The organism is Rhizobium sp. CRRU65 (assembly GCF_048551595.1).
In the GTDB taxonomy this organism is placed as follows: domain Bacteria; phylum Pseudomonadota; class Alphaproteobacteria; order Rhizobiales; family Rhizobiaceae; genus Rhizobium; species Rhizobium leguminosarum_J.
On the sequence record NZ_JBLYZH010000008.1, the window covers coordinates 1 to 21,618 of the forward strand.

The window sequence follows — 21,618 nt, forward strand, 5'->3', positions numbered from 1 at the left end:
TGCACCACTTCGGCTGGACGAGCTTCCACTTCGACTGGATCAAGAACAAGGACTTCGTCATCTACACCGTCGTCATCGCCGGCGTCTGGCAGGCGTCGGGCTTCGTCATGGCGATGTTCCTGGCGGGCCTGCGCGGCATCGACGGCGAGATCATGAAGGCAGCGCAGATCGATGGCGCCTCTGCCTTCCAGCTCTATCGGCGCATCGTCATTCCGCTGCTGCGGCCGATCTTTCTCTCCGCCTTCATCGTGCTCGCCCATATGGCGATCAAGTCCTATGACCTGGTGGTGGCGCTGACCTCCGGCGGCCCCGGCGGCTCGGCCTGGCTGCCGTCCAACTTCATGTATGAATACACCTTCAAGCGCAACGAGATGGCCGTCGGCTCGGCCAGCGCCATCATCATGCTGATGACGATCTCGGCGATCATCGTTCCCTATCTCTATTCCGAACTGAAGGAGAAGGCGCGATGAGCAGCGTGACCCCTCCGACAGCAATCTCGCAGAACAGCACCAACACCCGCTGGATCGGCCGCACCGTCATCTACGGCCTGCTGCTGATCTTCGCCGTCCTCTACCTGATGCCGCTCTTCGTCATGCTGACGACCTCGTTCAAGACCATGGACGAGATCCAGAACGGCAACATGCTGGCGCTGCCGCAATCGCCGACCTTCGACCCCTGGATCAAGGCCTGGGGCGAGACCTGCGTCGGGCTGACCTGCGCCGGCATCAAGGGCTACTTCTGGAACTCGATCAAGATGGTGGTGCCGGCGGTGGCGATCTCCACCATCATGGGGGCGCTGAACGGCTATGTGCTGACCAAATGGCGCTTTCCCGGCCACACGCTGGTGTTCGGGCTGATGCTGTTTGCCTGCTTCATCCCGTTCCAGTCGGTGCTGCTGCCGATGGCAACGATCCTCGGCAGTCTCGGCCGCTTCGGCATGACGCTGCAGAACGCCACGGGCTTCAACTTTGGCTTCGGCAATCCGACGGTCAATCTGGTCTTCGTGCATGTCGTCTATGGCCTCGGCTTCACGACGCTGTTCTTCCGCAATTTCTACGAGGCCTTTCCGACCGAGCTGGTCAGGGCCGCCCAGGTCGATGGCGCCAGCTTCTTCCAGATCTTCCGCCGCATCATGCTGCCGAACTCGCTGCCGATCATCGTCGTCACGGTGATCTACCAGTTCACCAATATCTGGAACGACTTCCTGTTTGCCTCGGCCTATGCCGGCACCGGTGACACCATGCCGATGACGGTGGCGCTGAACAATGTCGTCAACACCTCGACGGGCGTCGTCGAATACAATGTCAACATGGCGGCGGCGATGATCGCCGCCGTGCCGACGCTCATCGTCTATATCCTCGCCGGCCGCTACTTCGTGCGCGGTCTGATGGCGGGCGCTGTCAAAGGGTAATCCATGGCCTTCCTCGAAATCTCCGGTCTCAAAAAGCGCTTCGGCGCCGTCGACATTCTCAAGGGGATCGACCTCGAACTCGAAAAGGGCGGCTTTCTCGTGCTGGTCGGCCCATCCGGCTGCGGCAAGTCCACCCTGCTCAACACCATTGCCGGGCTGGAGACGATCACCTCAGGCGATATCAAGATCGACGGGCGCGACATCAGCGGTCTGCATCCCTCCAAGCGCGACATCGCCATGGTGTTCCAGTCCTATGCGCTCTATCCGAACATGACGGTGGCGGGCAACATCGCCTTCGGCATGGAGATCCGCGGTGTGCCGAAGGAGGAGCGCGCCAGGGCGATCGCCCAAGTCTCCGACATGCTGCAGATCGGCCATCTGCTCGACCGCAAGCCGAGCCAGCTCTCCGGCGGCCAGCGCCAGCGTGTCGCCATGGGAAGGGCGCTGGTGCGCAATCCGCAGGTCTTCCTGTTCGACGAACCGCTCTCCAATCTCGACGCCAAGCTGCGCGTCGACATGCGCACCGAGATCAAGCGGCTGCATCAGCGCATGGGCACCACCTTCGTCTATGTCACCCACGACCAGATCGAGGCGATGACGCTGGCGACCAAGATCGCCGTACTGAAGGATGGCGTGCTGCAGCAGTTCGGCACGCCGGCCGAGATCTATAACAGCCCGTCCAACATCTTCGTCGCCGATTTCATGGGATCGCCGGCGATGAACCTGCTCAACGCCACCGTCGAAAACGGCGCCGGCGGCCTCGAAGTCTCGCTGGAGCGGCCGAATGCCGCCCCGCTCCGACTGCCCGTCATCTCAGGCAATGACGGCCTGACCGCCTATACCGGCAGACAGGTGATCTTCGGCATCCGGCCGGAGGCCTTGACCGATCCCGATGGCGCCGACCGCAAGGCGCGCTCGCTGACCGAGGGCGATTGCCTGATCGAGGTGGTGGAACCGGCCGGCTCCGACACCTTCGCCGTCACCAAGCTCGGCGGTAAATCCGTCGTCGCCCGCCTGCGCGCCGATACCGGCATCGCTCCAGGACAAAACACCCGCCTCGCATTCAATCTCGATAAGGCCGTCTTCTTCGATCCCAGTAGCCAGCTCAGGATCGGGTGAGGGCCAGGTGCTAACATGAGCGGTTCACCTGACATCGTCATCATCGGTTCAGGCGTCGGCGGCGCCACGGTCGCAGCCGGCCTGGCCATGACCGGCGCGCAGATATTGATCCTCGAAGCCGGCGATCAGATCGCCGATCTTCCGGTCAACCGCGACCAACGCGCGATCTTCCAGCGGGGACATTTTCGACCGAAGGAAACCTGGTACGAGGCAAACGGCAACGGCTTCAATCCCGGCAACTACTACAATGTCGGCGGGAATTCGAAATTCTACGGCGCCGTGCTGTCACGTTATCGCAAGCAAGATTTCGACGTCATCCAGCACCGGGAGGGCGTGTCGCCGGCCTGGCCGTTTCCGTATGAAGCCCTGGAGCCGTGGTACTGCAAGGCGGAACGCATGTATCAGGTTCGCGGCAGTCTGGGTGAAGATCCCACCGAACCGCACCACTCGGCTGCCTACGAGTACCCGCCCGTCCCGGACGAGGCGCCGATCGCCGATATCAGGGCGCGCCTCAAGCAGAAAGGCCTGCATCCGTTTTCCCTGCCGCTCGGCCTCGACCTCGACGCCTGGCTCTCCAAAGCACCCACGCCATGGGATGCGCATCCCAACGCCCGCGACGGCAAGATGGACGCCGAGACCGCAGCCCTCGCAGTGGCGCTGAGACACGAGAACGTCCGGCTCGAAACCAATGCGCGCGTGACGAGGCTCGACACGGGAGCGGGGAGCCGGATCGACCGGGTGATCTACGTCAAGAACGGGCAGACGGTGGCCGTTTTGCCTGAGACCGTGATCCTTTCTGCCGGGGCGGTGCAGTCGTCCGTGCTTTTGCTACGTTCGAAAAACGACCATTTCCCAAGAGGGCTGGCGAACTCTTCCGACCAAGTGGGCCGCAACTTCATGAACCACAATGCGTCCGCCGTCATCGGGGTCTCACCGCGGTTCAGGAATACCTCCATCTACCAGAAGACGTTTGCCTTCAACGACTTCTATCTCTCGGATGGGGAGGGAGGACCGCCCCTCGGCAACGTCCAGCTCCTGGGGCGCATCTCCGAGAGAGTTCTAAAGGGCTCTCTGCCTCAGGCTCCGGAGTGGCTTCTGCGCTTCATCACCGGCCATGCCATCGACTTCTACGCGATGAGCGAGGACGTTCCCCATCCCGAAAGCCGCGTCATGGTGGATGGAGATCGGATTATTCTCCAATGGCAGCGAACCAACTGGGACTCTCATCTCGCGCTTGTCGCCAGGCTGAAGGCGATTTTGAAGTCGATTGGGTTTCCGATCGTGCTGGCGAGGCCCTTCGACAAGCGCACGCCCTCCCATCAGTGCGGAACGATCCGCATCGGAAACGATCCCGGGGCTGCGCCGCTCGACGCGTATTGCCGGTCTTATGATCACGAAAATCTCTTCGTCGTCGACGCCAGTTTCCTCCCCACATCGGCCGCGGTGAATCCTGCGCTCACTATCGCCGCCCAGGCGCTGAGAGTGGCAGATCACATCGCATCGAAGGACTTGCAGGCATCAGACACGCGCTGGCAGACCGAACGGACAAAATAGGACAGTAAGATGGGTTTCGACTATATCATCACCGGCGCCGGCCCTGCAGGATGCGTGCTTGCAAATCGGCTGAGCGAAGATCCCGATGTCAGCGTACTCCTGCTCGAGGCGGGTGGAGGCGACTGGAATCCTCTTTTTCACATGCCCGCGGGCTTCGCCAAGATGACCAAAGGCGTCGCCAGCTGGGGATGGGAAACCGTTCCCCAGAAACACATGAAAGGCCGCGTGCTTCGTTATACGCAGGCGAAAGTCATCGGTGGCGGCTCGTCCATCAACGCACAGCTCTATACGCGCGGAAATGCGGCGGATTATGACCTCTGGGCTCGCGAAGACGGTTGCGAGGGCTGGGACTATCGTTCGATTCTTCCCTATTTCAAACGTGCGGAGGACAACCAGCGTTTCGCCGATGACTACCACGCCTATGGTGGTCCGCTCGGCGTCTCGCTGCCTGCTGCGCCGCTGCCGATCTGTGACGCCTATATTCGTGCAGGGCAGGAGCTCGGCATTCCCTATAATCACGACTTCAACGGACGCCAGCAGGCGGGCGTGGGATTTTATCAGCTGACGCAGCGCAACCGCCGCCGGTCGTCGGCTTCGCTCGCTTATCTCTCGCCGATCAAGGACCGCAAGAACCTGACGGTCCGGACGGGCGCGCGCGTCGCGCGTATTGTCCTGGAGGGAGGCCGTGCGACGGGCGTCGAGATCGTGACCTCGCGCGGCTTGGAGGTCGTGCGCGCCGAACGCGAAGTATTGATTTCCTCCGGCGCCATTGGATCGCCGAAGCTGCTTTTGCAGTCCGGCATAGGACCGGCCAACCATCTGCGGTCGGTGGGCGTCAAGGTGCTTCACGATCTGCCGGGTGTCGGCGGCAACCTCCAGGATCACCTGGATCTTTTCGTCATCGCTGAATGCACGGGCGATCACACTTATGACGGTGTTGCAAAACTCCACCGGACACTTTGGGCCGGGATTCAATATGTCCTGTTCCGGACCGGTCCTGTCGCCTCGTCGCTCTTCGAGACCGGCGGCTTCTGGTACGCAGATCCTGAAGCCCGTTCGCCTGATATCCAGTTCCACCTCGGCCTGGGTTCGGGCATCGAAGCGGGTGTCGAACGGCTCAAGAATGCCGGCGTGACCCTTAACTCCGCCTATCTGCATCCGCGGTCGCGGGGGACGGTGCGTCTGTCATCCTCCGATCCGGCCGCCTCTCCATTGATCGACCCCAACTACTGGTCCGATCCCCACGACAGGACGATGTCCCTGGAAGGGCTCAAGCTCGCGCGCGAGATCATGCAGCAGGCGGCGCTGAAGCCCTATGTCATGGCCGAAAGACTTCCTGGACCGAAGGTGATGACCGACGAGCAGCTTTTCGACTACGGCTGCGCCAACGCAAAGACCGACCATCATCCGGTCGGCACCTGCAAGATGGGAGCGGGACCCGACGCGGTTGTCGGGCTTGATCTCAAGGTCCATGGCCTGGAAGGCCTCAGGGTCTGCGATTCATCCGTCATGCCGCGCGTCCCGTCATGCAATACCAACGCTCCGACGATCATGGTCGGCGAAAAAGGATCGGACCTCATCCGGGGCTTGCCGGCACTTGCCCCCACCATCTTTGCCTACGAACGCAACGATGCGAGGCCTCGGGCCCGCACCGAAATCCGGTAGGCCATGTCGAGAGGAGAGACGACAATGTCTGAAGTCAGAGTTGCAGTGCTTGGCGCCTCGGGTTGGATGGGAAAGGTCCACACGATGGCTTATCAGACCTTTCCGCATTTCTTCGGAGTGTCGGACGGCACGGCACGGATGGTCGCTCTAGTCGAAGGTCCCTCCAAGGCAGCCGGGGATCTTTCCCACAGGGCGCCGGGTGCAAAAATTCTTCAGGATTGGAATCTGGCGGTCGCTGATCCTGAGGTCGATCTGATCGATATCTGCCTGCCCGACCACCTTCATTACCAGGTGGCCAAGGCGGCCTTGCTGGCCGGCAAACATGTCTATTGCGAAAAGCCATTGGCAAACACCGCCGCCGAAGCGCGGGAACTGGCCGACATCGCCAGGGAAAAGGGTGTCATTACCCGAGTCGGACACGCCTTTCCCCGGAATCCCGTCCATGATCTGGCGAAAGATATCATTCAATCCGGCGAAATCGGCGAGATCAAGCTCTTCCGGGGCTGCCAGCACGTCGACATGTATGGCGATCCAAACGCGCCCTTCATGTGGCGGGCCGACGGAAAGCTCGCGCCGACCGGGATCGTCGGTGATACCGGCTCGCACATCTTCAGCTTCATGGATTTCCTGGTCGGGCGAGTCAGTTCCCTGATTGCCGACAATCTCATCGTGACGCCGCGTCGGCCTGTCGTCGAGGGCCTTGCCTATGGCGAACAGATGAAACTGTCAGGCAACGAGTCCTGGGCTGATGTCACCAACCCCGATGCCACGAACCTGTTGTGCCGGTTCGAGAACGGTGCCGGCGGGATCGTCGATTTCAGCCGTGTCGCGACCGGCCGCAAGTTCATGCAGACCTACGAAATCTATGGAACGAAAGGCAGCATCGCCTATAGCTATGACGAGATAAACCGGCTGCGCTTCTATTCCAACGACGACCGGACGGGGCGGCGCGGCTTTCGGGAGATCGACGTGGGTCCTGAAAATCCCACCTTCAGGGCTTTCCTTCCTCTGCCGAATTTCGGTCTGGGCTACAATGAAAGCAAGATCATCGAGGTGGCCGAGGTGATCCGCTCGATTGTTGCAAACAGGCCGATGTGGCCGACATTCGATACCGGCCACCACATCTGCCAGATCGTCGACGCATGCATGGAGTCCTCCCGGCAAAAACGCTGGGTCGACATCCCGCTGGGTTGAACGCCGATGACCATAGACGTTCCGCAGGAAATTCTTGACGCACTGACCGATGTCGACATGCCGCGGCTCCCAACCGAGCCCGCCCCTTTCGACGTGGTCCGGCTCGCCGGCCTCGAGGTGCCGGTCTATCGGGCTGGTTGCGTCGTCGTCGGATCCGGCGCGGCAGGTCTGCGTGCGGCGGTGGAAATGAAGCGGCGCGGCGACGACGTCGTCATTATCAGCCAAAGCGCGTGGGGTGGAACCTCGGCCTGTTCTGGATCCGACAAACAGACCCTTCACACTGCAAACACTGCCGATCAGGGCGACAATTACAAGGCGATGGCCCGAGCCATCCGCAGCGGCGGCGCAATGGACGAGGACACCGCGTATGTCGAGGCTGTGGGATCGTCCCGGATGATGGCATCGCTCCAGTTCTTAGGTCTGCCGCTGCCTCAGGATCCGCTTGGCGGGACGCTCAGATATCAGACCGACCATGACGAGGTCGGCCGCGCCACCAGTTGTGGCCCGCGCACATCGCGCCTGATGGTCAAGGTGCTGGCTGAGGAGGCGATCCGGCTCGGAGTGCCGTTTTACAACCAGACCACCGCGGTAAAGATCCTCACCGAGGGCGATGGCGATGACCGCCATGTTGTCGGAATACTCGCCATGCGCGCCAGCGACCGCACGGAGGAGAACCCGCTGGGCATCGCGCTGTTCGTCAGTGGCGTGATTGTGCTCGCCGCCGGCGGGCCGGGTGAACTATATCGCGACAGCGTTTATCCCAACGGCTGCTTCGGCTCTCTCGGATTGGCGCTCGAGGCAGGCGTCGAGCTCGTCAACCTGACCGAAAGCCAGTTTGGTATCGGAACACGCAGGGAAGGGTTCCCATGGAATCTGTCGGGCACATACGTCCAGGCGATCCCGCATATCTACTCGCTCGATACCGAGGGCGCCGAGCACCATTTCCTGGCAGAATACTACCGCAGCACGCAGGAGCTGGCTTCGAACGTCTTTCGCAAGGGCTATCAATGGCCATTTCACGCGACGCGCATGCTCGATTTCGGCTCAAGCCTGGTAGACCTTGCCATCTCCAGCGAAACCGCCGCAGGGCGGCGCGTCTTTATGGACTTCAATCGCAATCCCCTATCCGTGCCGGGCGACCTGCCATTCAGTCTGGAGAGACTTGACGAAGACGTCCGCAACTATCTCGGCAAGGCCGGCGCCGACCAGGACATGCCGATCGATCGATTGAAGCATATGAACCCGCTCGCGATCGAGCTCTACCGCCGCTACAAGATCGATATCGCCGAGGAGCCGCTGGAATTTGCCGTCAACAACCAGCACATGAACGGCGGCATCATGGTCGATACCTGGGGCCGCAGCAGTCTCGGCGGCTGTTACGCTGTCGGAGAAGCATCGGGCACACACGGCGTGACGCGGCCGGGTGGAGCGGCGCTCAATGCCGGGCAAGTCTTCGGTACGCGCGCGGCAGAGCACATCAGCGCGAGCGGCAGGGCAAAGCGGTCGGCAGGAGATGACATCGCCGATATCGCAGAGGCGGGCATCGCCGACCTCCGTGCCGTCCTTCGGACCGAGAGCCCGCTCACCGTCAAATCGATCCGTTCGCAAGTGCAGGCGCGAATGAGCGAAAAGGCTGGCATCATCTGTGATCAAGAAAGCGTAGGCCGGGCCTTGATCGAAGCGCGCAAACTGAACGCTGAAATCCATGCGAACGGCATTGCCTACGGTCGCGCAGCGGAGGCCGTTCGAGGTGTGCAATGGCGGCATATGGCGCTCGTGTCGGAAGCCGTGCTCAGCGCGCTTGATTTCTTCATTCGCAATGGAGGCGGCAGCCGTGGCGCGCGGGCGATATGCGATGCCGAAGGCGAATCCCTTCCGCTGGCGCGTTCAGGGCCGTTGCAGGATTATCGTTTTCGGAAGGAACGCGAGGCGCATCGCAAGGAACAGATCGTCGTTCGGCTTGATGGCGATGAGATCAGGCTTTCAACCCGTCCGAACCGCATGCTGGATGAAAGCGCCAAGTCCTTCTTCGAGCGAGACTGGCCAGCCTGGTTGACAGGCCGCATCTACGATCTGGGCGCGGACAAATGAGGCGATGCCGGTAGGCGTCACTTCGAGACGGAGCCGTGCGGCTGATCAATCGGGATTCGAAACCGGGGGCGGAACTCGGACGCGCTCGGTGTCGTCAGAGCCTTCGGCGATAGCTTCCTCGCTTCTGCGCACCCGCCTTGGCGGATCCTTGCCTTCGACCGGCTTCGGCGACAATTGGTCGTCGGCCTGGATCTCGTCGGTGTTCAGGTAGTTCTTGCTTTCGTCCATAGCGGTTGCGTCCGGTTGGAAAATTGCGGGGCAAATGCCGTCCCGCGCTTTTGGGCTAACTCTCGGCGACGTGACAGGTTCCCTCGCTCGCGAGCGGCCTGCGGCTTATATATCGGCTCCAGCTTCGGAAACGTCGAGCTCGATCATGACGGGCGCGTGGTCGCTCGTATGCTCCCAGCCGCGCGGTTTTTTCCGGACGGTTGCCGATCGAAGCAACGGGGCGACTGCCGGACTGAGCAGGAAGTGGTCGATCCGAAGCCCTGCGTCACGTTCGAAGCTGTTCCGCCAGTATTTCCAGAAGGTGTAGATCCGCTCCTCTGGATGCAAATGCCTGACCGCATCGGTCCAGCCCTGAGCGACGAGATGAGCATAGGCCTTGCGCACTTCCGGCCTGAAGAGGGCGTCGTCCAGCCAGCGTTCAGGCTTGTAGACGTCGATCTCCGTCGGCATGACGTTGAAGTCGCCGGCCAGGATCGAAGGCACCCCGAGCTCCAGGAGTTCGGCGGCGCAGTCCTGCAGGCGACGGAACCAGCGAAGCTTGTACTCGAACTTCGCTCCCGGGAACGGATTGCCGTTGGGAAGATACAGGCATCCGACCAGAATGCCGTCGACGGCAGCTTCGATATAGCGGCTATGGGTATCATCGGGATCGCCGGGAAGACCGCGACGCGTCAGGATCGGTGTCTTGCCTTTCGCCAGGATGGCCACCCCGTTCCAGGATCTCTGCCCGTGCCAGATGGCGCCGTAGCCGGCCCGTTCGATCTCCTTTCGCGGAAACCCGGCATCGTCTGTCTTCAGTTCCTGGAGGCAGACTACATCAGGGACATCCTCCTTGAGCCAGCGCAGCAGGATGTCCAGTCGCCCATTGATCCCGTTGACATTGTAGGTTGCGATTTTCACGATGCCCTCGGAAGTCGAAGCACGGACGGGCTCTAGAAGCGCTCCTGAGTTTCGTCCTCAGGAAATCTGAGCCCGCAATCGTCCCAATGGAGGCGGCTCTCTACACCGTAATGGTCCGCCGGTCGAATCCTCTCGGGGTGATCGAGCGAGCCGACTGTCACTTGGCTCCTCAACGCGTCGCGCCGAAGACGAAGGCGATGCCGGCGACGATCGCTGCGGCTGTCAGCGGCTGCCGGCGTATGCGATCCTCGAGGTCATGGACGAATGTGCGAGCTTCCGCCTTTGCCAGGCGGGCTGTTCCAGAAGCCAGCTCCGAAGCAGATTCCGCCATCCGACCGGCTTCTTTCTGAAGCGCGCGCATTTCTTCGCGATCGACATCAAATCTCTCTGAGGGGTGTGCGGTTTCGCCGCTCGCGCGCAGGGCTTGATCGACGAGCGGAAACTCCTCGTCCAGCCTGGTGGGATCTGGCTCACGCTTCACACGCTCGGCCGCCTCGACGTTGCTGCGGCCGGCAGGAATGGAGGTGTGGGTGGCTGACACCGGGTCGGACGCCGGAAAGGTATCCTCGATTGCTTTGTCGAGTTCGCCTTTTTGGGCCCGGTTTCGCTGCTCTGCCTGCTCTTTTCGCATCGACTGGACTGCAGGGGAGTCGTTCGGATTTGCCATTGGGGTTTCCTCTGTTGCACTTCGACAATCAAAGCGACGACAGGGAAAGAAGTTCCATAGAAATGCTTCCGAGCATTGCAATCGGGTCACGCCGGACCAAAGTCTTGCCGGCCCTACTACCTAGGTCGGTTGCATTCTTTACGAGGAACAGCGAGAAATCTCATACGTCATATATTGTATGGGAAACGGCCGGGAACGGACGAACGAGGCTATGGCATGAGTATCCGGAAACGCGATTTTCTGAGATTGGGCGGCAGCGCCGCGGTCGCCCTCGTCGCTGCCGCATCACCAGCCAGTTTGAATTTTGGCGGTTCCCTTCCTGTTCTGGCAGTGGACTTTGCGCAGGCAAAGGACGGCAACAACGGGAATGGTGGAGGGAATGGCAACGGCGGCGGCAACGGCAATGGCAATGGGGGAGGGAATGGCAACGGTGGCGGCAACGGCAACAGCGGTTCCGGGAACTCCTCCGGTGGGAATTCCTCCGGCGGCGGAGGGTCCTCCTCCTCCTCCTCCTCCTCCTCCTCTAGCACCGGGTCGTCAGCAGGATCGGGAGCGAGAGCGACAGCTGCGTCCGATGGCTCGATCGACGTCCGTCATTCGAATGGTATCACTGAAGTCCTGCAGCGCGGTCGCTACATTATGAAGGACTCGAAGGGCCGGACGATCATAAATCGACAGGCGACGGCCAACGATGCCCGCCGGCTGAGCCGCTTTCTTCGCTGAAGCGTGATCGTCGGGCGACAATATCTTTCAGCGCCGTTCCCGCCATTGTAGAGCCGCTTCAGTCCTGTTCGAGGCGCCAAGCTTGCTCAGAATCTGAGTCATATGGTGTTTCACGGTCTTTTCCTGCAGGCTGAGGCGCAAGCCGATATGCTTGTTTGACAGGCCTTGGGCGACAAGATCCATCACCTCGCGTTCCCGGGGCGTCAGACTGTTCTTGTCGGAGGTTCCGCCATTCAGCGAATTCTCCATGACTTTTGCCGACATCGTCGGCGAGATATATCGCGAGCCACGCAGGACGGTCTGGATTGCTTCGGCGAGGCCACGCGAACCGACACCTTTCAGAACATAACCCATCGCGCCCCGTTGCAGAGCTCCCAGCAATGTGTCCACCTCCTCCGATACCGTCAACATCAGCACTTTCGTTGTGGGGCTCCGCGCCAGGACGTCACTGACCGCAGACAGCCCGCCGCCGGGCATCGAGACGTCGAGAAGCATGATGTCGGGGTGGTTGTCCGAGGCGATCATCGCCGCGTCGTCGCTGCTGGCTCCCTCACCAACGACGACAAAGCCGCTGATCTCCGACAGGCTACGCGTTACACCCTCGCGAAAAAGCGGATGATCGTCCACGACGCCGATGGTGATTGATGTCATCTCTACTCTCCTACTTCCATTGGCTCGAAGATCATGGTCACGGTCGTTCCTCCTTCGCCTGTCTTGATGTCGAAGGATCCTCCCAGGCTGTCGATGCGCTCCCGCAACCCCACGAGGCCAAGGCTCGTTGGCCTCACCTCCGTCGGATCGAAGCCGTCGCCGCGATCGCTGACCTCGACACGGACATGACCCTTGTGCGAGACGGCCCTGACCGCCTGCTGAACGCCGCCGCCGTGGCGATAAGCGTTGTTCAAGGCTTCCTGAACGAAGCGATAGATACAGATTTTCACGGCGGGAGGAAGGTCCGGTCCATCTTCGTCGACAATCGTTTCCACATGGCTTTCGGTCTTGTGCCGATGCGCGTCGACGACCCGCGTGACGATCTCGGTGATTGAGGATTTTTCGATCTGCGGAAGCACCAGTCCGCTGCAGATATTGCGGATTTCCGTCATCGCCTCGGCAAGGCTCGAACGTATCCAGGTAAGCTCCTTTTCGCGCGCTTCGGGCTGGGTGGAGGCATTGATCAACACGTCGCTGTCCAGGCGCAGTGAGGCATAGGCAATGTGCTGGGCTGGACCGTCATGCAGATCTGCACCGATGCTGCGCAAATATGTTTCGTTCAGCGCTGCCGCCCGCTGGGAGGCGCGCTGCAGACGACGCTGGAGTCCACGGTTTTCCGCCAGCAGCGCAGACAGTTCGGTGACGCGTTCGTTGAGATCCTTGCGCTGCGCCTCGATCGTGCGGCTACCCCGGAACACCAGAACGGAGAGAACAAGGAAAAAGGTCGCCGTCAGAGCGGCGACGGCGCCCCAGCTCCGGAGCCTGGCATGCGCCAGACTATCGCCCAGTCCTTCTGCTGTCTCGTAGAACTCAAGGACGGCGACCGCCTGTCCGGACCATGGCTGGAGCACAGGATTATAGATCTCCATCAGCGGCTTGCCGAGCGCGCGCTCCTTGTCGCTTTCCGGATCGCTGGCGATTTCGTAGCGCGCGACGAGAGATCCTGCGAATGCCCTTTGCAGCTTGTCGCTGACCGCAAACGTCTTGCCCACCAGCTCCTTCTCGTTCGAATAGAGGATGGTGCCGTCGTTTCGCCACAGCTTGAACGAAACAAGGCGTTTGCCGAGTGCACCCTGACCGAGCGTCTCGTCCAGAGCCTGGGCACTCGCATCGTCCAGCAGTGACTCGGTTTGCATATTGGGAAGTAGCGGCGCGATCACGCTGTCCACATAAAGCGCCGTCGCCGCGCCCGAATTGTGGATGACGGTCTCCTCGATCAGGTGGCTTACAAAAAAGCCCACCACGAACATGGCGGCGATCGAAATGAGCCCACCCGCGATAAAGAACTGGGAGGCGAGTGAGCGGGCATTCCAGCGGCGAAGCCAATTCATTTTGATACCGGTAAGAGACTGCCCGATTAACCTACCGCGTCTTTAGGGTTTTCCAAACAGCATCAGGGCACATTCCTGGTGTCGAACACCTCGGCGCCTCTTATGCTTTGGGTCAACCCGACGGTGTCGCCTGATATGGCTGCGCCGAAGATGTAGAGAAGGGCGGCCAGAACGATGACTAGTGCGAAGACGGACGCGTTACAGGCGCCATTCACTCGGGATCTATGACTCTGGTTCATGTTCAGATCTCCTTCCGTATCGTTCGAAACGGCGCGAGTCCGATGCGCGTTCCACCTCAGGGACTTCGGTCGGAGGAGGTTGGGACCAAGGTCTGACCCCCGTAGACATCAGCAGATTCAGGCATATTTCCTGACCGACCGACTTGGGTTTGGAGGCTTGTGAGTGACGATTTCCATGGACATCGAAGGCAGCGCCCGCGCCGCATCTATCGCTTCTCTCAAGCCGTTCGAGGAAGGCGTCGCCGAATTTTACGATAGCCTTCTCGTGCCGATCCCCTTCGAGCCCTATGCCTCGGAGTTGGCGATCGTCGCCGAGCGCTAGCGGACCAATCGCGCGATTTTTCAAATGGAATTCCAAAGCTCTGTCCGCCAAGGTGTGACGGCGCAGGGATTCAGCTCGTGCGCTGCGTGTAGGAAGGTTCTTGCATCGCGCGGATGACGTGCTGCTCGATCTCGAAGCAGGTCTCGTCGTATTCCCGTACGAGGTTCGAATTGGATGGTCGTCCTCGAAGTGTGTCGCGCGCTTCGACTGCCATCTGGTAGGCCTCGAAGAGCTCGAGCTGCAACGGGTCGCACGCTGCCATGATCAGCGTCCGCATATGCGGCAAACGCATCGCCAGGCGCCGGCGTCCAGCTTCCCGGCGGTTGGATCGTGCCATCTCCTTCAGTCTCCTGCCTCCTGTATAATTCCTCAGAACGGCATCGATTTAAGGATAAATTATGCAGTAATTCAAAGTGTTACAGCGTCCTTTACGCGTCTGAAAAGACGCGTGGCGCTGTAAGCCCGTATGTGGGGTCTTCGATCCTGAAGTAGCGCCGGCGACGGGCATTGACATGGGTTTGGGACCAAAGGCCGGGGTCTATCAGACTGAAGTCCGGGCCGTGGAACGACCGCGCCTCCAGCTAGTTGGTTTGCCAGCGGTCACGAAGGCCGCCTCGAAACAGAAGGAGGAGAAAATGATCTCCAAGCTTATCGTCGGTGCGGCAACTGCCGCGACCCTGATGTCGGGCATCGCATTCGCCCAGTCCTCGACCGTCAACGGTGCGGCGGGTGGCGCGATCACTGGGGCGATCGTCGGCGGCCCCGTTGGCGCTGCTGTCGGCGGCGTTGCCGGCGCAGTCGTGGGTACTGCGATCGATCCGCCGCCGCAAAAGGTCGTCACCTATGTCCGCGAGGCTCCGGCACCATCGGCGCGCGTGGTCATGAAGGAGAAGGTTGTCGTCGGCCAGCCCCTGCCGGAGACGGTTGTCGTGACGCCTATTCCGGATGACCCGACCTATGCTTACGCGGTCGTCAATGATGAACGTGTCATCGTCGAACCGTCGTCCCGCAAGGTGATCCAGGTTATCAAGTGATCTGATCCTACACGCGGCCTCCGCCGCGTCCTCCATCCGGAAATCATCGCTCAAGTCTGGGAACCGCCGCACGACCGACGGCAGCGTCGTCGTGCGGCCAAAAACAGCCGATGCCCCGGCGGCGACTCCGCCGCCGGAGCGCCAACGAGGAGAGGAACATGATCTATTCCGAAGAGAAATCCCGTGGTCTGGCCGTGCCGCTGATCGCCATCCTGCTGGCAATCGCCGGCATTCTCGCCGTGCTTGTCGCCACCGGCGGCCGACATAGCAGTGCCGCCGGCCGCGTCTGGATTCCACAGGCTCAACAGCAGGGGTCGGGACGATGAAAGCCATCGCATCGGTTGCCTTTGGCATCTTAAGCTCGGTCGGGGTCTGCGTCGCTGCCGCATCTGTCGCATCCTATGTCGTGGCGGATTCCGAGCCTCACGCCTTCAAGGAGCTCGCAGCGCCCGATCTATGGACGACGACGCCGGTGAAAGTCGATCCTCGGCAGCAGCACTATGAACGAATTGCGCCTCTCTATTCCAGCTATGTGACCGAGGCGTCGGCCAGCGTGGCGTCAGCGGCGAGGCCGGATTCGGCTCGCCCGCGCGCCGAACTTCAGACACCGCAGCCCAGACTTTCGGCCTCGCATCTTAGCTGGTGTGCAAACCGCTACCGCTCTTTCGATCCCGCGACCAACAGCTATCGGGCCTATAGCGGCGAGACCCGCGAATGCGCTTCGCCGTTCCAGCGGACTGTCGCGGAGGCCGGTGAAGGCGTCGGTACGAAAGTGAATGCACAGGCGGCAGCCCGGTGCGCCGCTCGCTACAACTCGTATCGACCGGAAGACAATACGTATCAACCATGGGAAGGACCGCGGCGCAGCTGTGACATGTCGGATCTCGTTGCGACGAGCAATTGATTATCGGCGGTGGTCGCGCGGTGCGGATGATGCTGCACCACGCTGGCGAATCGGACTTAAGTCCGTGTTTCGAACGCTGCGGTTGTGATACCCGGTTGTACTAAAGTGTTGGAGATCAGGGATGGCGACGGCGCTGATAACGGAAATCCAGCAGGCGCAGACAAGGCTTCCGCTCTTGAGCCGAGCGGACAGGGGAACCCTTATCGTTCGCATCCTCCGCGAGTTGAAGACGCATCGTCGGGAGGTTCTCGGACATGTGCCGGCCGAGCACTGTGTTTGGATCGACAGGCTGATTGCGTCCGTGTCCTCGACGATATCGGAAATCGCCAACATGCAGGACGCCGAGTTCCATCGGGTCTTGAACGAGTTCGAAAAGCTGATTGCGACGCTCGATGACATTTCGCATGCCGAGAAGCGATCGAAGACAATTCACTGAAAGGGTCGCCAGCGGTGGCCAAACTGGCGCCTCACCGGAAACCGATCCCTTCGCGCCAGCGTTCTCCTTCCATGACAGAAAGGAAATCCGCCGCTGATCACGACGAGGCGCCGTCCGACGAAGACGATGCGAAGCCGGGCGCGGACATTTCCTTCCCTTACGACAGGATGACTGTCGAGCAATTCCGAAGCCGCTTCCCCCGGGCCCGCTGGAGTGATGCCCGAAAGGCGTGGTTCGTTCCCGGACGGACGGCGTCCCGCCGCATCGGACGATGGCTTGCCGAGATCGAGGCCGAAGCCGACGCCCATGCGGATGCGAAGGGACGCGACGCCTTCGTCTTCGATCCCATCGACAGTCCATATCTTGAACTCGGCAAGGCAGGCTTTCGAATCCGCACGCCGTACTCGAAGACCGTCGTCGACGAATTGCGCGAAGTGCCATTCTCACGGTGGGACGGCGATCTCAGGATATGGCACGTTCCCTTTCGGTCCTATGAGGAACTCCGACGCAGATGGTCTGATATCGAGGCGGCGGCTCGCAGAAACGAGCCGGAGGAGAGACGACGTCGAGCCGAGGAGCGGAAGGGGACCGAACAGGATATACGCAGCAAGCTCCGCTCTGCGGAACGAAAGCGTCATCGTTACCCGCTTCGAAGCGACGACCTGCCGCCGATAGGACGTCCTGTGGTCATCGCCTATGGAATCGTCGTCTTTACCGAAATCTCAGGCGAACTGGTCGACCCGGACGTCGTTGTGGACGTCTATCCCGGCATTACTGAGGATCACGTCTGGGGATATTGGCGGCCGCCCACATTCGAAGAACTCGTCCGCACCTGGCCCGCGAAAATGCTTCCGATTCAAAACGCCGAGTGGTGGCTGCCGACGATCGAGGAATTGAGGCCGGCCCGTCGCACGGCAAGATCGCGCGAAGCCAGGAAATACGCGAAGACGCCGTGAGCGCTGCTTGCCGTAGAAAAGAGAATGACTATACCCGATGCCGATCGTCAGGTTCGGTGGCGCAGGGCGTCCACCAGCGCCACGAAAGCCGGAGAGGACTGCCTTCTGCTGGGATAGTAGAGATGGTAGCCATCCCAGTGTGGGGAAAAGGGTTCCAGCACGCGTCTCAGACGGCCTTCCGCGATATGAGGTAGCGCGACGTCTTCCGGTACGTATGCCAAGCCAAGTCCGTCCAGCGCCGCTTCCACACTCTGATAGGAGTTATTGAAGGCAAGCTGTCCCTCCACCCTGATCCTGATCTCTTTCCCGTTGTCTTCGAACTCCCATGCCCAGAAGCCGCCATACGTGGGCAGGCGCTCGTTGATGCAGTTGTGGCGGACAAGGTCCTGCGGATGCTCCGGAACCCCATTGCCGTCGAAATATGAGGGTGCGCCGACGACGGCAAAAGGGAAATCAGGCCCGATGCGTGTCGAGATCATATCTTTCGCCACCTGCTCTCCCATCCGGACGCCGCCGTCGAAGCGCTCGGTCACGATGTCAGACAGCCCGTTTTCGCGCATCAACTCCACCTTGATGTCAGGGTTGTTCGGCAGGAAACGCTGGGGCTTCGGCCAGATGATCCAGTTGATCGCATGGTCGGATGCCGTGATGCGGATGTTCCCGGCCGGCTTTTCCCTGAATTCCGTGATGGTTTCGAGTTGAGCCTCGATCTCGTCGAAATGAGGCCCCACGCCTTGGAACAACCGCTCTCCAGCGTCAGTGAGCGAAACGGCCCGCGTGGTACGGGTCAGCAGCCGGATCCCGAGCCGCGCCTCGAGCTGGCGGACAACGTGGCTGAGCGCCGATTGAGACACGCCCAGCTTCGCAGCCGCCCGCGTAAAGCTCTTCTCTCGGGCGACCGCCAGAAAGGCCATCAGGTCATTGACGCTCTCGCGCGGCATTCACGAGCTCCTTCGGATCAAATGGCCGTTGTACTGAATTTGCTGAGGCTGGACATTGAAATCATCGTGAACACCCCTCTGGCTCGGGTCGCACTGGAACAAGTTGCGCCGCCGACCATTTGTCGTCCATGAAAACAGCCCTGCCGATGTCGCTGCTCGCTCTCACCATCTCCGTTGGCGGTGCTAGCGCGCGGGAACTCCGACCCGAAGCAATCAATAGCGCGTCGATTGCTTCCTTTGAGGCAGGGAAGCCCAAGCCCGCAGATCCGGACCCGGCGATCGTCCGCCTTCAGGTCCTGCTCGACCGTGCAGGCTCGTCTCCCGGCGTGATCGATGGCCTCTCCGGCGAAAACGTAGACAAGGCCGTGGCCGGCTTCGAGGCGATGAACAATCTTCCTGTCGATGGGAGGCTGGATCCAGAGGTCGCCTCCCGCCTTGAAGGCAATGCCGCCATCGTTGCCCCGATCGTTGAAAGCTATGTCGTCTCGGCAGAGGATGCCGCGGGCGTCGTCGACAAGATTCCCGAAGACTATGGCGAGAAGGCAAAGATGCAGAGCTTGGGATATACGAGCGTTGCAGAGAAACTATCCGAGCGGTTCCACATGGGCATCGATCTCGTGCATGCGCTCAACCTGGCTTCGCAGTTTGCTCCTGGCGATACGGTGTGGGTCGTGGATCCCGGCTCTCCAAGGCAAGGAAAGGTCAAGAAGATCGAGGCCGACAGGAAGACGGGGCAGGTGCTCGCCTATGCCGCGGATGGATCGCTGCTTGCAGTCTATCCCGCAACGATCGGAAGCGAAGACAATCCGGCGCCGTCAGGAAAACACAAGGTCAAGGGTGTCGCGAGGATGCCGGTCTACCGGTATGACCCGAAGCGCAACTTCAAACAGGGAAAGAACGATAAGGTCCTGACGATCCCGAAAGGGCCGAACGGTCCTGTTGGTACGGTCTGGATCGATCTGACCGAGCCGACTTATGGTATACATGGGACACCGGAACCGAAGCTCATCGACAAGGTTGGCTCGCACGGTTGCGTGCGGTTGACGAACTGGGATGCCGAAGAGTTGGCGGCTATGGTCAAACCAGGGGTCGTGGTGGACTTCGTCAATCGAAGTTCAGCCGCTCCGAAGTGACTGCCTTCTCCAGTCCGTCGTCGACGCGATGTGTTGGCGTCGCTCCCTATCATTCGCGATTCACGAAGCTTTGGCTTCGAAAGCCGGGGCGAAATCTCCCAGCTGTTTTGCTTTGAGGATCGTGGCCTCGATATCCTGCTCCACGATCGCTTCAAGATCGGCGAAGCTGTCGATCACATAGTAGATCGGCTGGAGGATATCGATCCGGTAGGGCGTCCGCAGCACGCTCAGCAGATCGAACGGCCGGAATTCGCACGCTTTGCCTTCCATTGCTACTTTCGCTTCGTTGGGCGATGAGACGATGCCCGCGCCGAAGCAGCGGCGTCCCTGCGGCGTATTGATCAGGCCGAATTCGACAGTGAACCAGAAGATCCGGAACAGATGCCATGAATAGCCCTTGCCGAGGCGGACGGCGGTTTCGCCGAAATGCCGGACGAAATTGGCATAGCTCTGGTTGGTGAGCATGGGGCAGTGGCCGAAGACCTCGTGGAACAGGTCCGGCTCCTCGATATAGTCGATATGTTCGCGACGGCGCAGGAAGGTTGCAAGCGGGAATTTGCCTTGTGACAGAAGTTCATAAAAGCGTGAGGGCGGAATGAGCGCCGGCACACCTTCGACGCCAAAGCCGGTGGTCTCGTTCAGGCGTCTGTTCACATCGAGAAGCTGAGGCACCTTATCCGGCTTCAGCCCCAGCATTTTGACGCCGTCCAGATATTCGCGGCAGGCGGTATCGGAAAGCAGCGTCATCTGACGCCGGTAGAGTTCGCCCCAGATAACATCTTCATCCGGGGTGTAGTCGTACAAACCATCCGGGCCGGGCAGTTTGGCGGTATAGCTGCTTTCCTTGGTCATGTGCTGATCCTCCCGAGCAGGGCACTTTTCCTGCCATTATGATCCGAGTTTGGAGGATTTTCTTTTCTTTCATGCTGGCTGTCGCCATAATGGTGGCAAATATTCCCGAAAGAGACGCCAAAAATGAAAGAACCTGGGAATTTTCGCCGTAAGCTTCTGCAGCTCGTCCAGGCCGACGGCAGCCTGTCGCTGGCCGACCTGGCGGAAAAGGCCGGCATGTCGCAGAGTTCGGCATGGCGGAAGATCCAGGAGCTTGAAGCCGACGGCGTCATCCGCAAGCGGGTGACGCTGCTCGATCCTGGAAAACTCGATCTCAAGCTCTGTGTGATCGCGCATGTGACGCTGGAGGATCACCACGAAGAGGCGGTCGCATCTTTCGCTTCGATGGTGCTGGAGCGGCCGGAGATCATGGAATGCTACGCCCTGTCGGGCGCCTTCGACTACATGCTGAAGATAAGGGCAAGCGACGTGGAAAGCTACGAAGCCTTCATGACCCGCTATCTCATGCGCAACCCGCATGTGCGCACGGTGGTCTCGAGCTTTGTGCTGCGCGAGCTGAAATTCTCGACCGAATTGCCGCTCTAGATATGACTGCGCAGGGCGATGCTGTCGACATCATCGCGTGCTGTCGCCATGTCAATGGCCCGGCATCAGCACCGGAAAGCCTTCGAATGTCTTCAGCGTGTCGAGGACGATCGACGTCTTCACGTGCTGCACCGACTCGTGGGGCAACAGCACGTCGTTGACGAATTTCGAGAGGTCGGCGAGGCCGCGGGTCGCGACCGTCAGGTGATAGTCCATTTCACCGGTCAGCGCATAGGCTTCGAGAACTTCAGGCAACCCGTTGATCAATTGCGAAAACCGGCGGGCATTGTCTCTGTTGTGGGTCGCAAGTGTCACGGAAATGACCACCAGCATATCGAGACCAAGCTTCTGCCGATCGAGGTAGGCGCGGTAGCTGCGGATATATCCTTCAGCCTCCAGTCTTGTGCGCCGGCGCGAACATTGCGACGGTGAAAGCGCGATCCGCTCGCCCAACTCGTTGTTCGTCAGCCTGCCATCCTTTTGCAGTTCCTGGAGCAGGCGCAGGTCCAATTTATCGAGCGGCTCATCCATTGCACGAAATCTCCAAAACGCTCACAGATCGTGCATAATCTCCTCCTGAAGCATAAAGAATGCAAGAACTTTGCACGCGTTTTGGGCCACA

Annotated in this window: 25 protein-coding genes and 1 pseudogene; 16 read left to right on the plus strand and 10 right to left on the minus strand. The window is 60.5% G+C overall.

Annotation, left to right across the window (positions count from 1 at the left end):
• From ACM5SV_RS17500 to ACM5SV_RS17530, 7 genes are all read left to right on the plus strand, one after another.
• Positions 1 to 470, plus strand: a 470-nt coding sequence (locus ACM5SV_RS17500) for a carbohydrate ABC transporter permease (protein WP_419425338.1), incomplete at its 5' end; no start/stop codon positions are given.
• Positions 467 to 1,411, plus strand: coding sequence for a carbohydrate ABC transporter permease (locus ACM5SV_RS17505; RefSeq protein WP_419425339.1), 945 nt, complete (start codon positions 467 to 469; stop codon positions 1,409 to 1,411). The genes ACM5SV_RS17500 and ACM5SV_RS17505, both read left to right, overlap by 4 nt.
• A gap of 3 nt (positions 1,412 to 1,414) precedes the next feature.
• Positions 1,415 to 2,530, plus strand: coding sequence for an ABC transporter ATP-binding protein (locus tag ACM5SV_RS17510; protein WP_012759100.1), 1,116 nt, complete (start codon positions 1,415 to 1,417; stop codon positions 2,528 to 2,530).
• Positions 2,531 to 2,545: 15 nt separating this feature from the next.
• On the plus strand, positions 2,546 to 4,084 hold the full coding sequence (locus ACM5SV_RS17515) for a GMC oxidoreductase (protein ID WP_222015677.1): 1,539 nt from the start codon (positions 2,546 to 2,548) through the stop codon (positions 4,082 to 4,084).
• Positions 4,085 to 4,093: 9 nt separating this feature from the next.
• Complete coding sequence (locus tag ACM5SV_RS17520) at positions 4,094 to 5,749, plus strand: GMC family oxidoreductase (protein ID WP_419425340.1); 1,656 nt, start codon at positions 4,094 to 4,096, stop codon at positions 5,747 to 5,749.
• Between the two features lie 24 nt (positions 5,750 to 5,773).
• Positions 5,774 to 6,943 carry a Gfo/Idh/MocA family protein gene (locus ACM5SV_RS17525; protein WP_222015679.1) on the plus strand — a complete coding sequence of 390 codons (1,170 nt, stop codon included), beginning with the start codon at positions 5,774 to 5,776 and terminating at the stop codon, positions 6,941 to 6,943.
• Between the two features lie 6 nt (positions 6,944 to 6,949).
• Entirely contained in the window at positions 6,950 to 9,034 is a 2,085-nt protein-coding gene (locus ACM5SV_RS17530) for an FAD-binding protein (protein ID WP_222015680.1), read from the plus strand.
• A 45-nt stretch (positions 9,035 to 9,079) separates the two neighbouring features.
• Here ACM5SV_RS17530 and ACM5SV_RS17535 read toward each other — a convergent pair whose 3' ends face one another.
• The 3 genes from ACM5SV_RS17535 to ACM5SV_RS17545 all read right to left on the minus strand — a co-directional run bounded on the left by ACM5SV_RS17535 (position 9,080) and on the right by ACM5SV_RS17545 (position 10,829).
• Complete coding sequence (locus tag ACM5SV_RS17535; RefSeq protein WP_012757058.1) at positions 9,080 to 9,262, minus strand: hypothetical protein; 183 nt, start codon at positions 9,260 to 9,262, stop codon at positions 9,080 to 9,082.
• A 105-nt stretch (positions 9,263 to 9,367) separates the two neighbouring features.
• Positions 9,368 to 10,162 carry an exodeoxyribonuclease III gene (gene xth / locus ACM5SV_RS17540; protein ID WP_222015681.1) on the minus strand — a complete coding sequence of 265 codons (795 nt, stop codon included), beginning with the start codon at positions 10,160 to 10,162 and terminating at the stop codon, positions 9,368 to 9,370.
• A gap of 169 nt (positions 10,163 to 10,331) precedes the next feature.
• Positions 10,332 to 10,829, minus strand: a complete 498-nt coding sequence (locus tag ACM5SV_RS17545) for a hypothetical protein (RefSeq protein ID WP_222015816.1) — start codon at positions 10,827 to 10,829, stop codon at positions 10,332 to 10,334.
• A 216-nt stretch (positions 10,830 to 11,045) separates the two neighbouring features.
• Here ACM5SV_RS17545 and ACM5SV_RS17550 point away from each other — a divergent pair, with 216 nt between their 5' ends.
• A complete protein-coding gene (locus tag ACM5SV_RS17550) occupies positions 11,046 to 11,552 on the plus strand; it encodes a hypothetical protein (protein WP_012757061.1) in 507 nt (168 codons plus the stop codon).
• A 27-nt stretch (positions 11,553 to 11,579) separates the two neighbouring features.
• On the opposite strand, the gene ACM5SV_RS17555 is transcribed toward ACM5SV_RS17550, so the two are convergent.
• From ACM5SV_RS17555 to ACM5SV_RS17565, 3 genes are all read right to left on the minus strand, one after another.
• The gene (locus ACM5SV_RS17555) at positions 11,580 to 12,203 is read right to left on the minus strand and encodes a response regulator (RefSeq protein WP_012757062.1); all 624 of its coding nucleotides are present in this window, start codon (positions 12,201 to 12,203) and stop codon (positions 11,580 to 11,582) included.
• A 2-nt stretch (positions 12,204 to 12,205) separates the two neighbouring features.
• Positions 12,206 to 13,594 (minus strand): sensor histidine kinase, encoded by a 1,389-nt coding sequence (locus tag ACM5SV_RS17560; RefSeq protein ID WP_222015683.1) that lies wholly within the window; start codon positions 13,592 to 13,594, stop codon positions 12,206 to 12,208.
• A 62-nt stretch (positions 13,595 to 13,656) separates the two neighbouring features.
• On the minus strand, positions 13,657 to 13,833 hold the full coding sequence (locus ACM5SV_RS17565; RefSeq protein ID WP_164902301.1) for a hypothetical protein: 177 nt from the start codon (positions 13,831 to 13,833) through the stop codon (positions 13,657 to 13,659).
• A gap of 175 nt (positions 13,834 to 14,008) precedes the next feature.
• On the opposite strand from ACM5SV_RS17565, the pseudogene ACM5SV_RS17570 reads away from it, so the two are divergent.
• A pseudogene (locus ACM5SV_RS17570) lies at positions 14,009 to 14,152 on the plus strand (ubiquinone biosynthesis methyltransferase UbiE); the annotation flags it as partial.
• Positions 14,153 to 14,225: 73 nt separating this feature from the next.
• Here ACM5SV_RS17570 and ACM5SV_RS17575 read toward each other — a convergent pair.
• A complete protein-coding gene (locus tag ACM5SV_RS17575; protein ID WP_012757066.1) occupies positions 14,226 to 14,492 on the minus strand; it encodes a hypothetical protein in 267 nt (88 codons plus the stop codon).
• Positions 14,493 to 14,790: 298 nt separating this feature from the next.
• Between ACM5SV_RS17575 and ACM5SV_RS17580 the strand changes: the two genes are divergently transcribed.
• From ACM5SV_RS17580 to ACM5SV_RS17600, 5 genes are all read left to right on the plus strand, one after another.
• Positions 14,791 to 15,189 (plus strand): DUF1236 domain-containing protein, encoded by a 399-nt coding sequence (locus ACM5SV_RS17580; protein ID WP_113545418.1) that lies wholly within the window; start codon positions 14,791 to 14,793, stop codon positions 15,187 to 15,189.
• Between the two features lie 158 nt (positions 15,190 to 15,347).
• Positions 15,348 to 15,515, plus strand: a complete 168-nt coding sequence (locus ACM5SV_RS17585) for a hypothetical protein (protein WP_012757068.1) — start codon at positions 15,348 to 15,350, stop codon at positions 15,513 to 15,515.
• Positions 15,512 to 16,093 carry a BA14K family protein gene (locus ACM5SV_RS17590; RefSeq protein WP_221974948.1) on the plus strand — a complete coding sequence of 194 codons (582 nt, stop codon included), beginning with the start codon at positions 15,512 to 15,514 and terminating at the stop codon, positions 16,091 to 16,093. Before ACM5SV_RS17585 ends, ACM5SV_RS17590 begins: the two co-directional genes overlap by 4 nt.
• Positions 16,094 to 16,214: 121 nt before the next feature.
• Positions 16,215 to 16,529: a hypothetical protein gene (locus ACM5SV_RS17595; protein ID WP_012757070.1), complete on the plus strand. Its 315-nt coding sequence runs from the start codon at positions 16,215 to 16,217 to the stop codon at positions 16,527 to 16,529.
• Positions 16,530 to 16,600: 71 nt separating this feature from the next.
• The gene (locus tag ACM5SV_RS17600) at positions 16,601 to 17,485 is read left to right on the plus strand and encodes a hypothetical protein (RefSeq protein WP_012757071.1); all 885 of its coding nucleotides are present in this window, start codon (positions 16,601 to 16,603) and stop codon (positions 17,483 to 17,485) included.
• A gap of 47 nt (positions 17,486 to 17,532) precedes the next feature.
• On the opposite strand, the gene ACM5SV_RS17605 is transcribed toward ACM5SV_RS17600, so the two are convergent.
• Positions 17,533 to 18,426, minus strand: a complete 894-nt coding sequence (locus ACM5SV_RS17605) for a LysR family transcriptional regulator (RefSeq protein ID WP_419425341.1) — start codon at positions 18,424 to 18,426, stop codon at positions 17,533 to 17,535.
• Positions 18,427 to 18,545: 119 nt separating this feature from the next.
• Here ACM5SV_RS17605 and ACM5SV_RS17610 point away from each other — a divergent pair, with 119 nt between their 5' ends.
• Positions 18,546 to 19,559 carry a L,D-transpeptidase family protein gene (locus tag ACM5SV_RS17610; protein ID WP_041935502.1) on the plus strand — a complete coding sequence of 338 codons (1,014 nt, stop codon included), beginning with the start codon at positions 18,546 to 18,548 and terminating at the stop codon, positions 19,557 to 19,559.
• A gap of 60 nt (positions 19,560 to 19,619) precedes the next feature.
• Here ACM5SV_RS17610 and ACM5SV_RS17615 read toward each other — a convergent pair whose 3' ends face one another.
• Positions 19,620 to 20,411, minus strand: a complete 792-nt coding sequence (locus tag ACM5SV_RS17615) for a phenylalanine 4-monooxygenase (RefSeq protein ID WP_222015685.1) — start codon at positions 20,409 to 20,411, stop codon at positions 19,620 to 19,622.
• Between the two features lie 123 nt (positions 20,412 to 20,534).
• On the opposite strand from ACM5SV_RS17615, the gene ACM5SV_RS17620 reads away from it, so the two are divergent.
• Entirely contained in the window at positions 20,535 to 20,996 is a 462-nt protein-coding gene (locus ACM5SV_RS17620) for an Lrp/AsnC family transcriptional regulator (protein WP_012757075.1), read from the plus strand.
• A 51-nt stretch (positions 20,997 to 21,047) separates the two neighbouring features.
• Here ACM5SV_RS17620 and ACM5SV_RS17625 read toward each other — a convergent pair whose 3' ends face one another.
• Entirely contained in the window at positions 21,048 to 21,527 is a 480-nt protein-coding gene (locus ACM5SV_RS17625) for an Lrp/AsnC family transcriptional regulator (protein ID WP_003558671.1), read from the minus strand.
• Positions 21,528 to 21,618 lie beyond the last annotated feature (91 nt).

Bases quoted from the DNA above. Each gene is read 5' to 3' on its own strand.
- ACM5SV_RS17515 (WP_222015677.1), top strand. From the start codon at position 2,546: ATGAGCGGTTCACCTGACATCGTCATCATCGGTTCAGGCGTCGGCGGC.
- ACM5SV_RS17590 (WP_221974948.1), top strand. From the start codon at position 15,512: ATGAAAGCCATCGCATCGGTTGCCTTTGGCATCTTAAGCTCGGTCGGG.
- ACM5SV_RS17595 (WP_012757070.1), top strand. From the start codon at position 16,215: ATGGCGACGGCGCTGATAACGGAAATCCAGCAGGCGCAGACAAGGCTT.
- ACM5SV_RS17600 (WP_012757071.1), top strand. From the start codon at position 16,601: ATGACAGAAAGGAAATCCGCCGCTGATCACGACGAGGCGCCGTCCGAC.
- ACM5SV_RS17580 (WP_113545418.1), top strand. From the start codon at position 14,791: ATGATCTCCAAGCTTATCGTCGGTGCGGCAACTGCCGCGACCCTGATG.
- ACM5SV_RS17615 (WP_222015685.1), bottom strand. From the start codon at position 20,411: ATGACCAAGGAAAGCAGCTATACCGCCAAACTGCCCGGCCCGGATGGT.
- ACM5SV_RS17525 (WP_222015679.1), top strand. From the start codon at position 5,774: ATGTCTGAAGTCAGAGTTGCAGTGCTTGGCGCCTCGGGTTGGATGGGA.
- ACM5SV_RS17625 (WP_003558671.1), bottom strand. From the start codon at position 21,527: ATGGATGAGCCGCTCGATAAATTGGACCTGCGCCTGCTCCAGGAACTG.
- ACM5SV_RS17585 (WP_012757068.1), top strand. From the start codon at position 15,348: ATGATCTATTCCGAAGAGAAATCCCGTGGTCTGGCCGTGCCGCTGATC.
- ACM5SV_RS17545 (WP_222015816.1), bottom strand. From the start codon at position 10,829: ATGGCAAATCCGAACGACTCCCCTGCAGTCCAGTCGATGCGAAAAGAG.
- ACM5SV_RS17510 (WP_012759100.1), top strand. From the start codon at position 1,415: ATGGCCTTCCTCGAAATCTCCGGTCTCAAAAAGCGCTTCGGCGCCGTC.
- ACM5SV_RS17555 (WP_012757062.1), bottom strand. From the start codon at position 12,203: ATGACATCAATCACCATCGGCGTCGTGGACGATCATCCGCTTTTTCGC.
- ACM5SV_RS17560 (WP_222015683.1), bottom strand. From the start codon at position 13,594: ATGAATTGGCTTCGCCGCTGGAATGCCCGCTCACTCGCCTCCCAGTTC.
- ACM5SV_RS17575 (WP_012757066.1), bottom strand. From the start codon at position 14,492: ATGGCACGATCCAACCGCCGGGAAGCTGGACGCCGGCGCCTGGCGATG.
- ACM5SV_RS17530 (WP_222015680.1), top strand. From the start codon at position 6,950: ATGACCATAGACGTTCCGCAGGAAATTCTTGACGCACTGACCGATGTC.
- ACM5SV_RS17505 (WP_419425339.1), top strand. From the start codon at position 467: ATGAGCAGCGTGACCCCTCCGACAGCAATCTCGCAGAACAGCACCAAC.
- ACM5SV_RS17565 (WP_164902301.1), bottom strand. From the start codon at position 13,833: ATGAACCAGAGTCATAGATCCCGAGTGAATGGCGCCTGTAACGCGTCC.
- ACM5SV_RS17535 (WP_012757058.1), bottom strand. From the start codon at position 9,262: ATGGACGAAAGCAAGAACTACCTGAACACCGACGAGATCCAGGCCGAC.
- ACM5SV_RS17520 (WP_419425340.1), top strand. From the start codon at position 4,094: ATGGGTTTCGACTATATCATCACCGGCGCCGGCCCTGCAGGATGCGTG.
- ACM5SV_RS17620 (WP_012757075.1), top strand. From the start codon at position 20,535: ATGAAAGAACCTGGGAATTTTCGCCGTAAGCTTCTGCAGCTCGTCCAG.
- ACM5SV_RS17605 (WP_419425341.1), bottom strand. From the start codon at position 18,426: ATGCCGCGCGAGAGCGTCAATGACCTGATGGCCTTTCTGGCGGTCGCC.
- ACM5SV_RS17550 (WP_012757061.1), top strand. From the start codon at position 11,046: ATGAGTATCCGGAAACGCGATTTTCTGAGATTGGGCGGCAGCGCCGCG.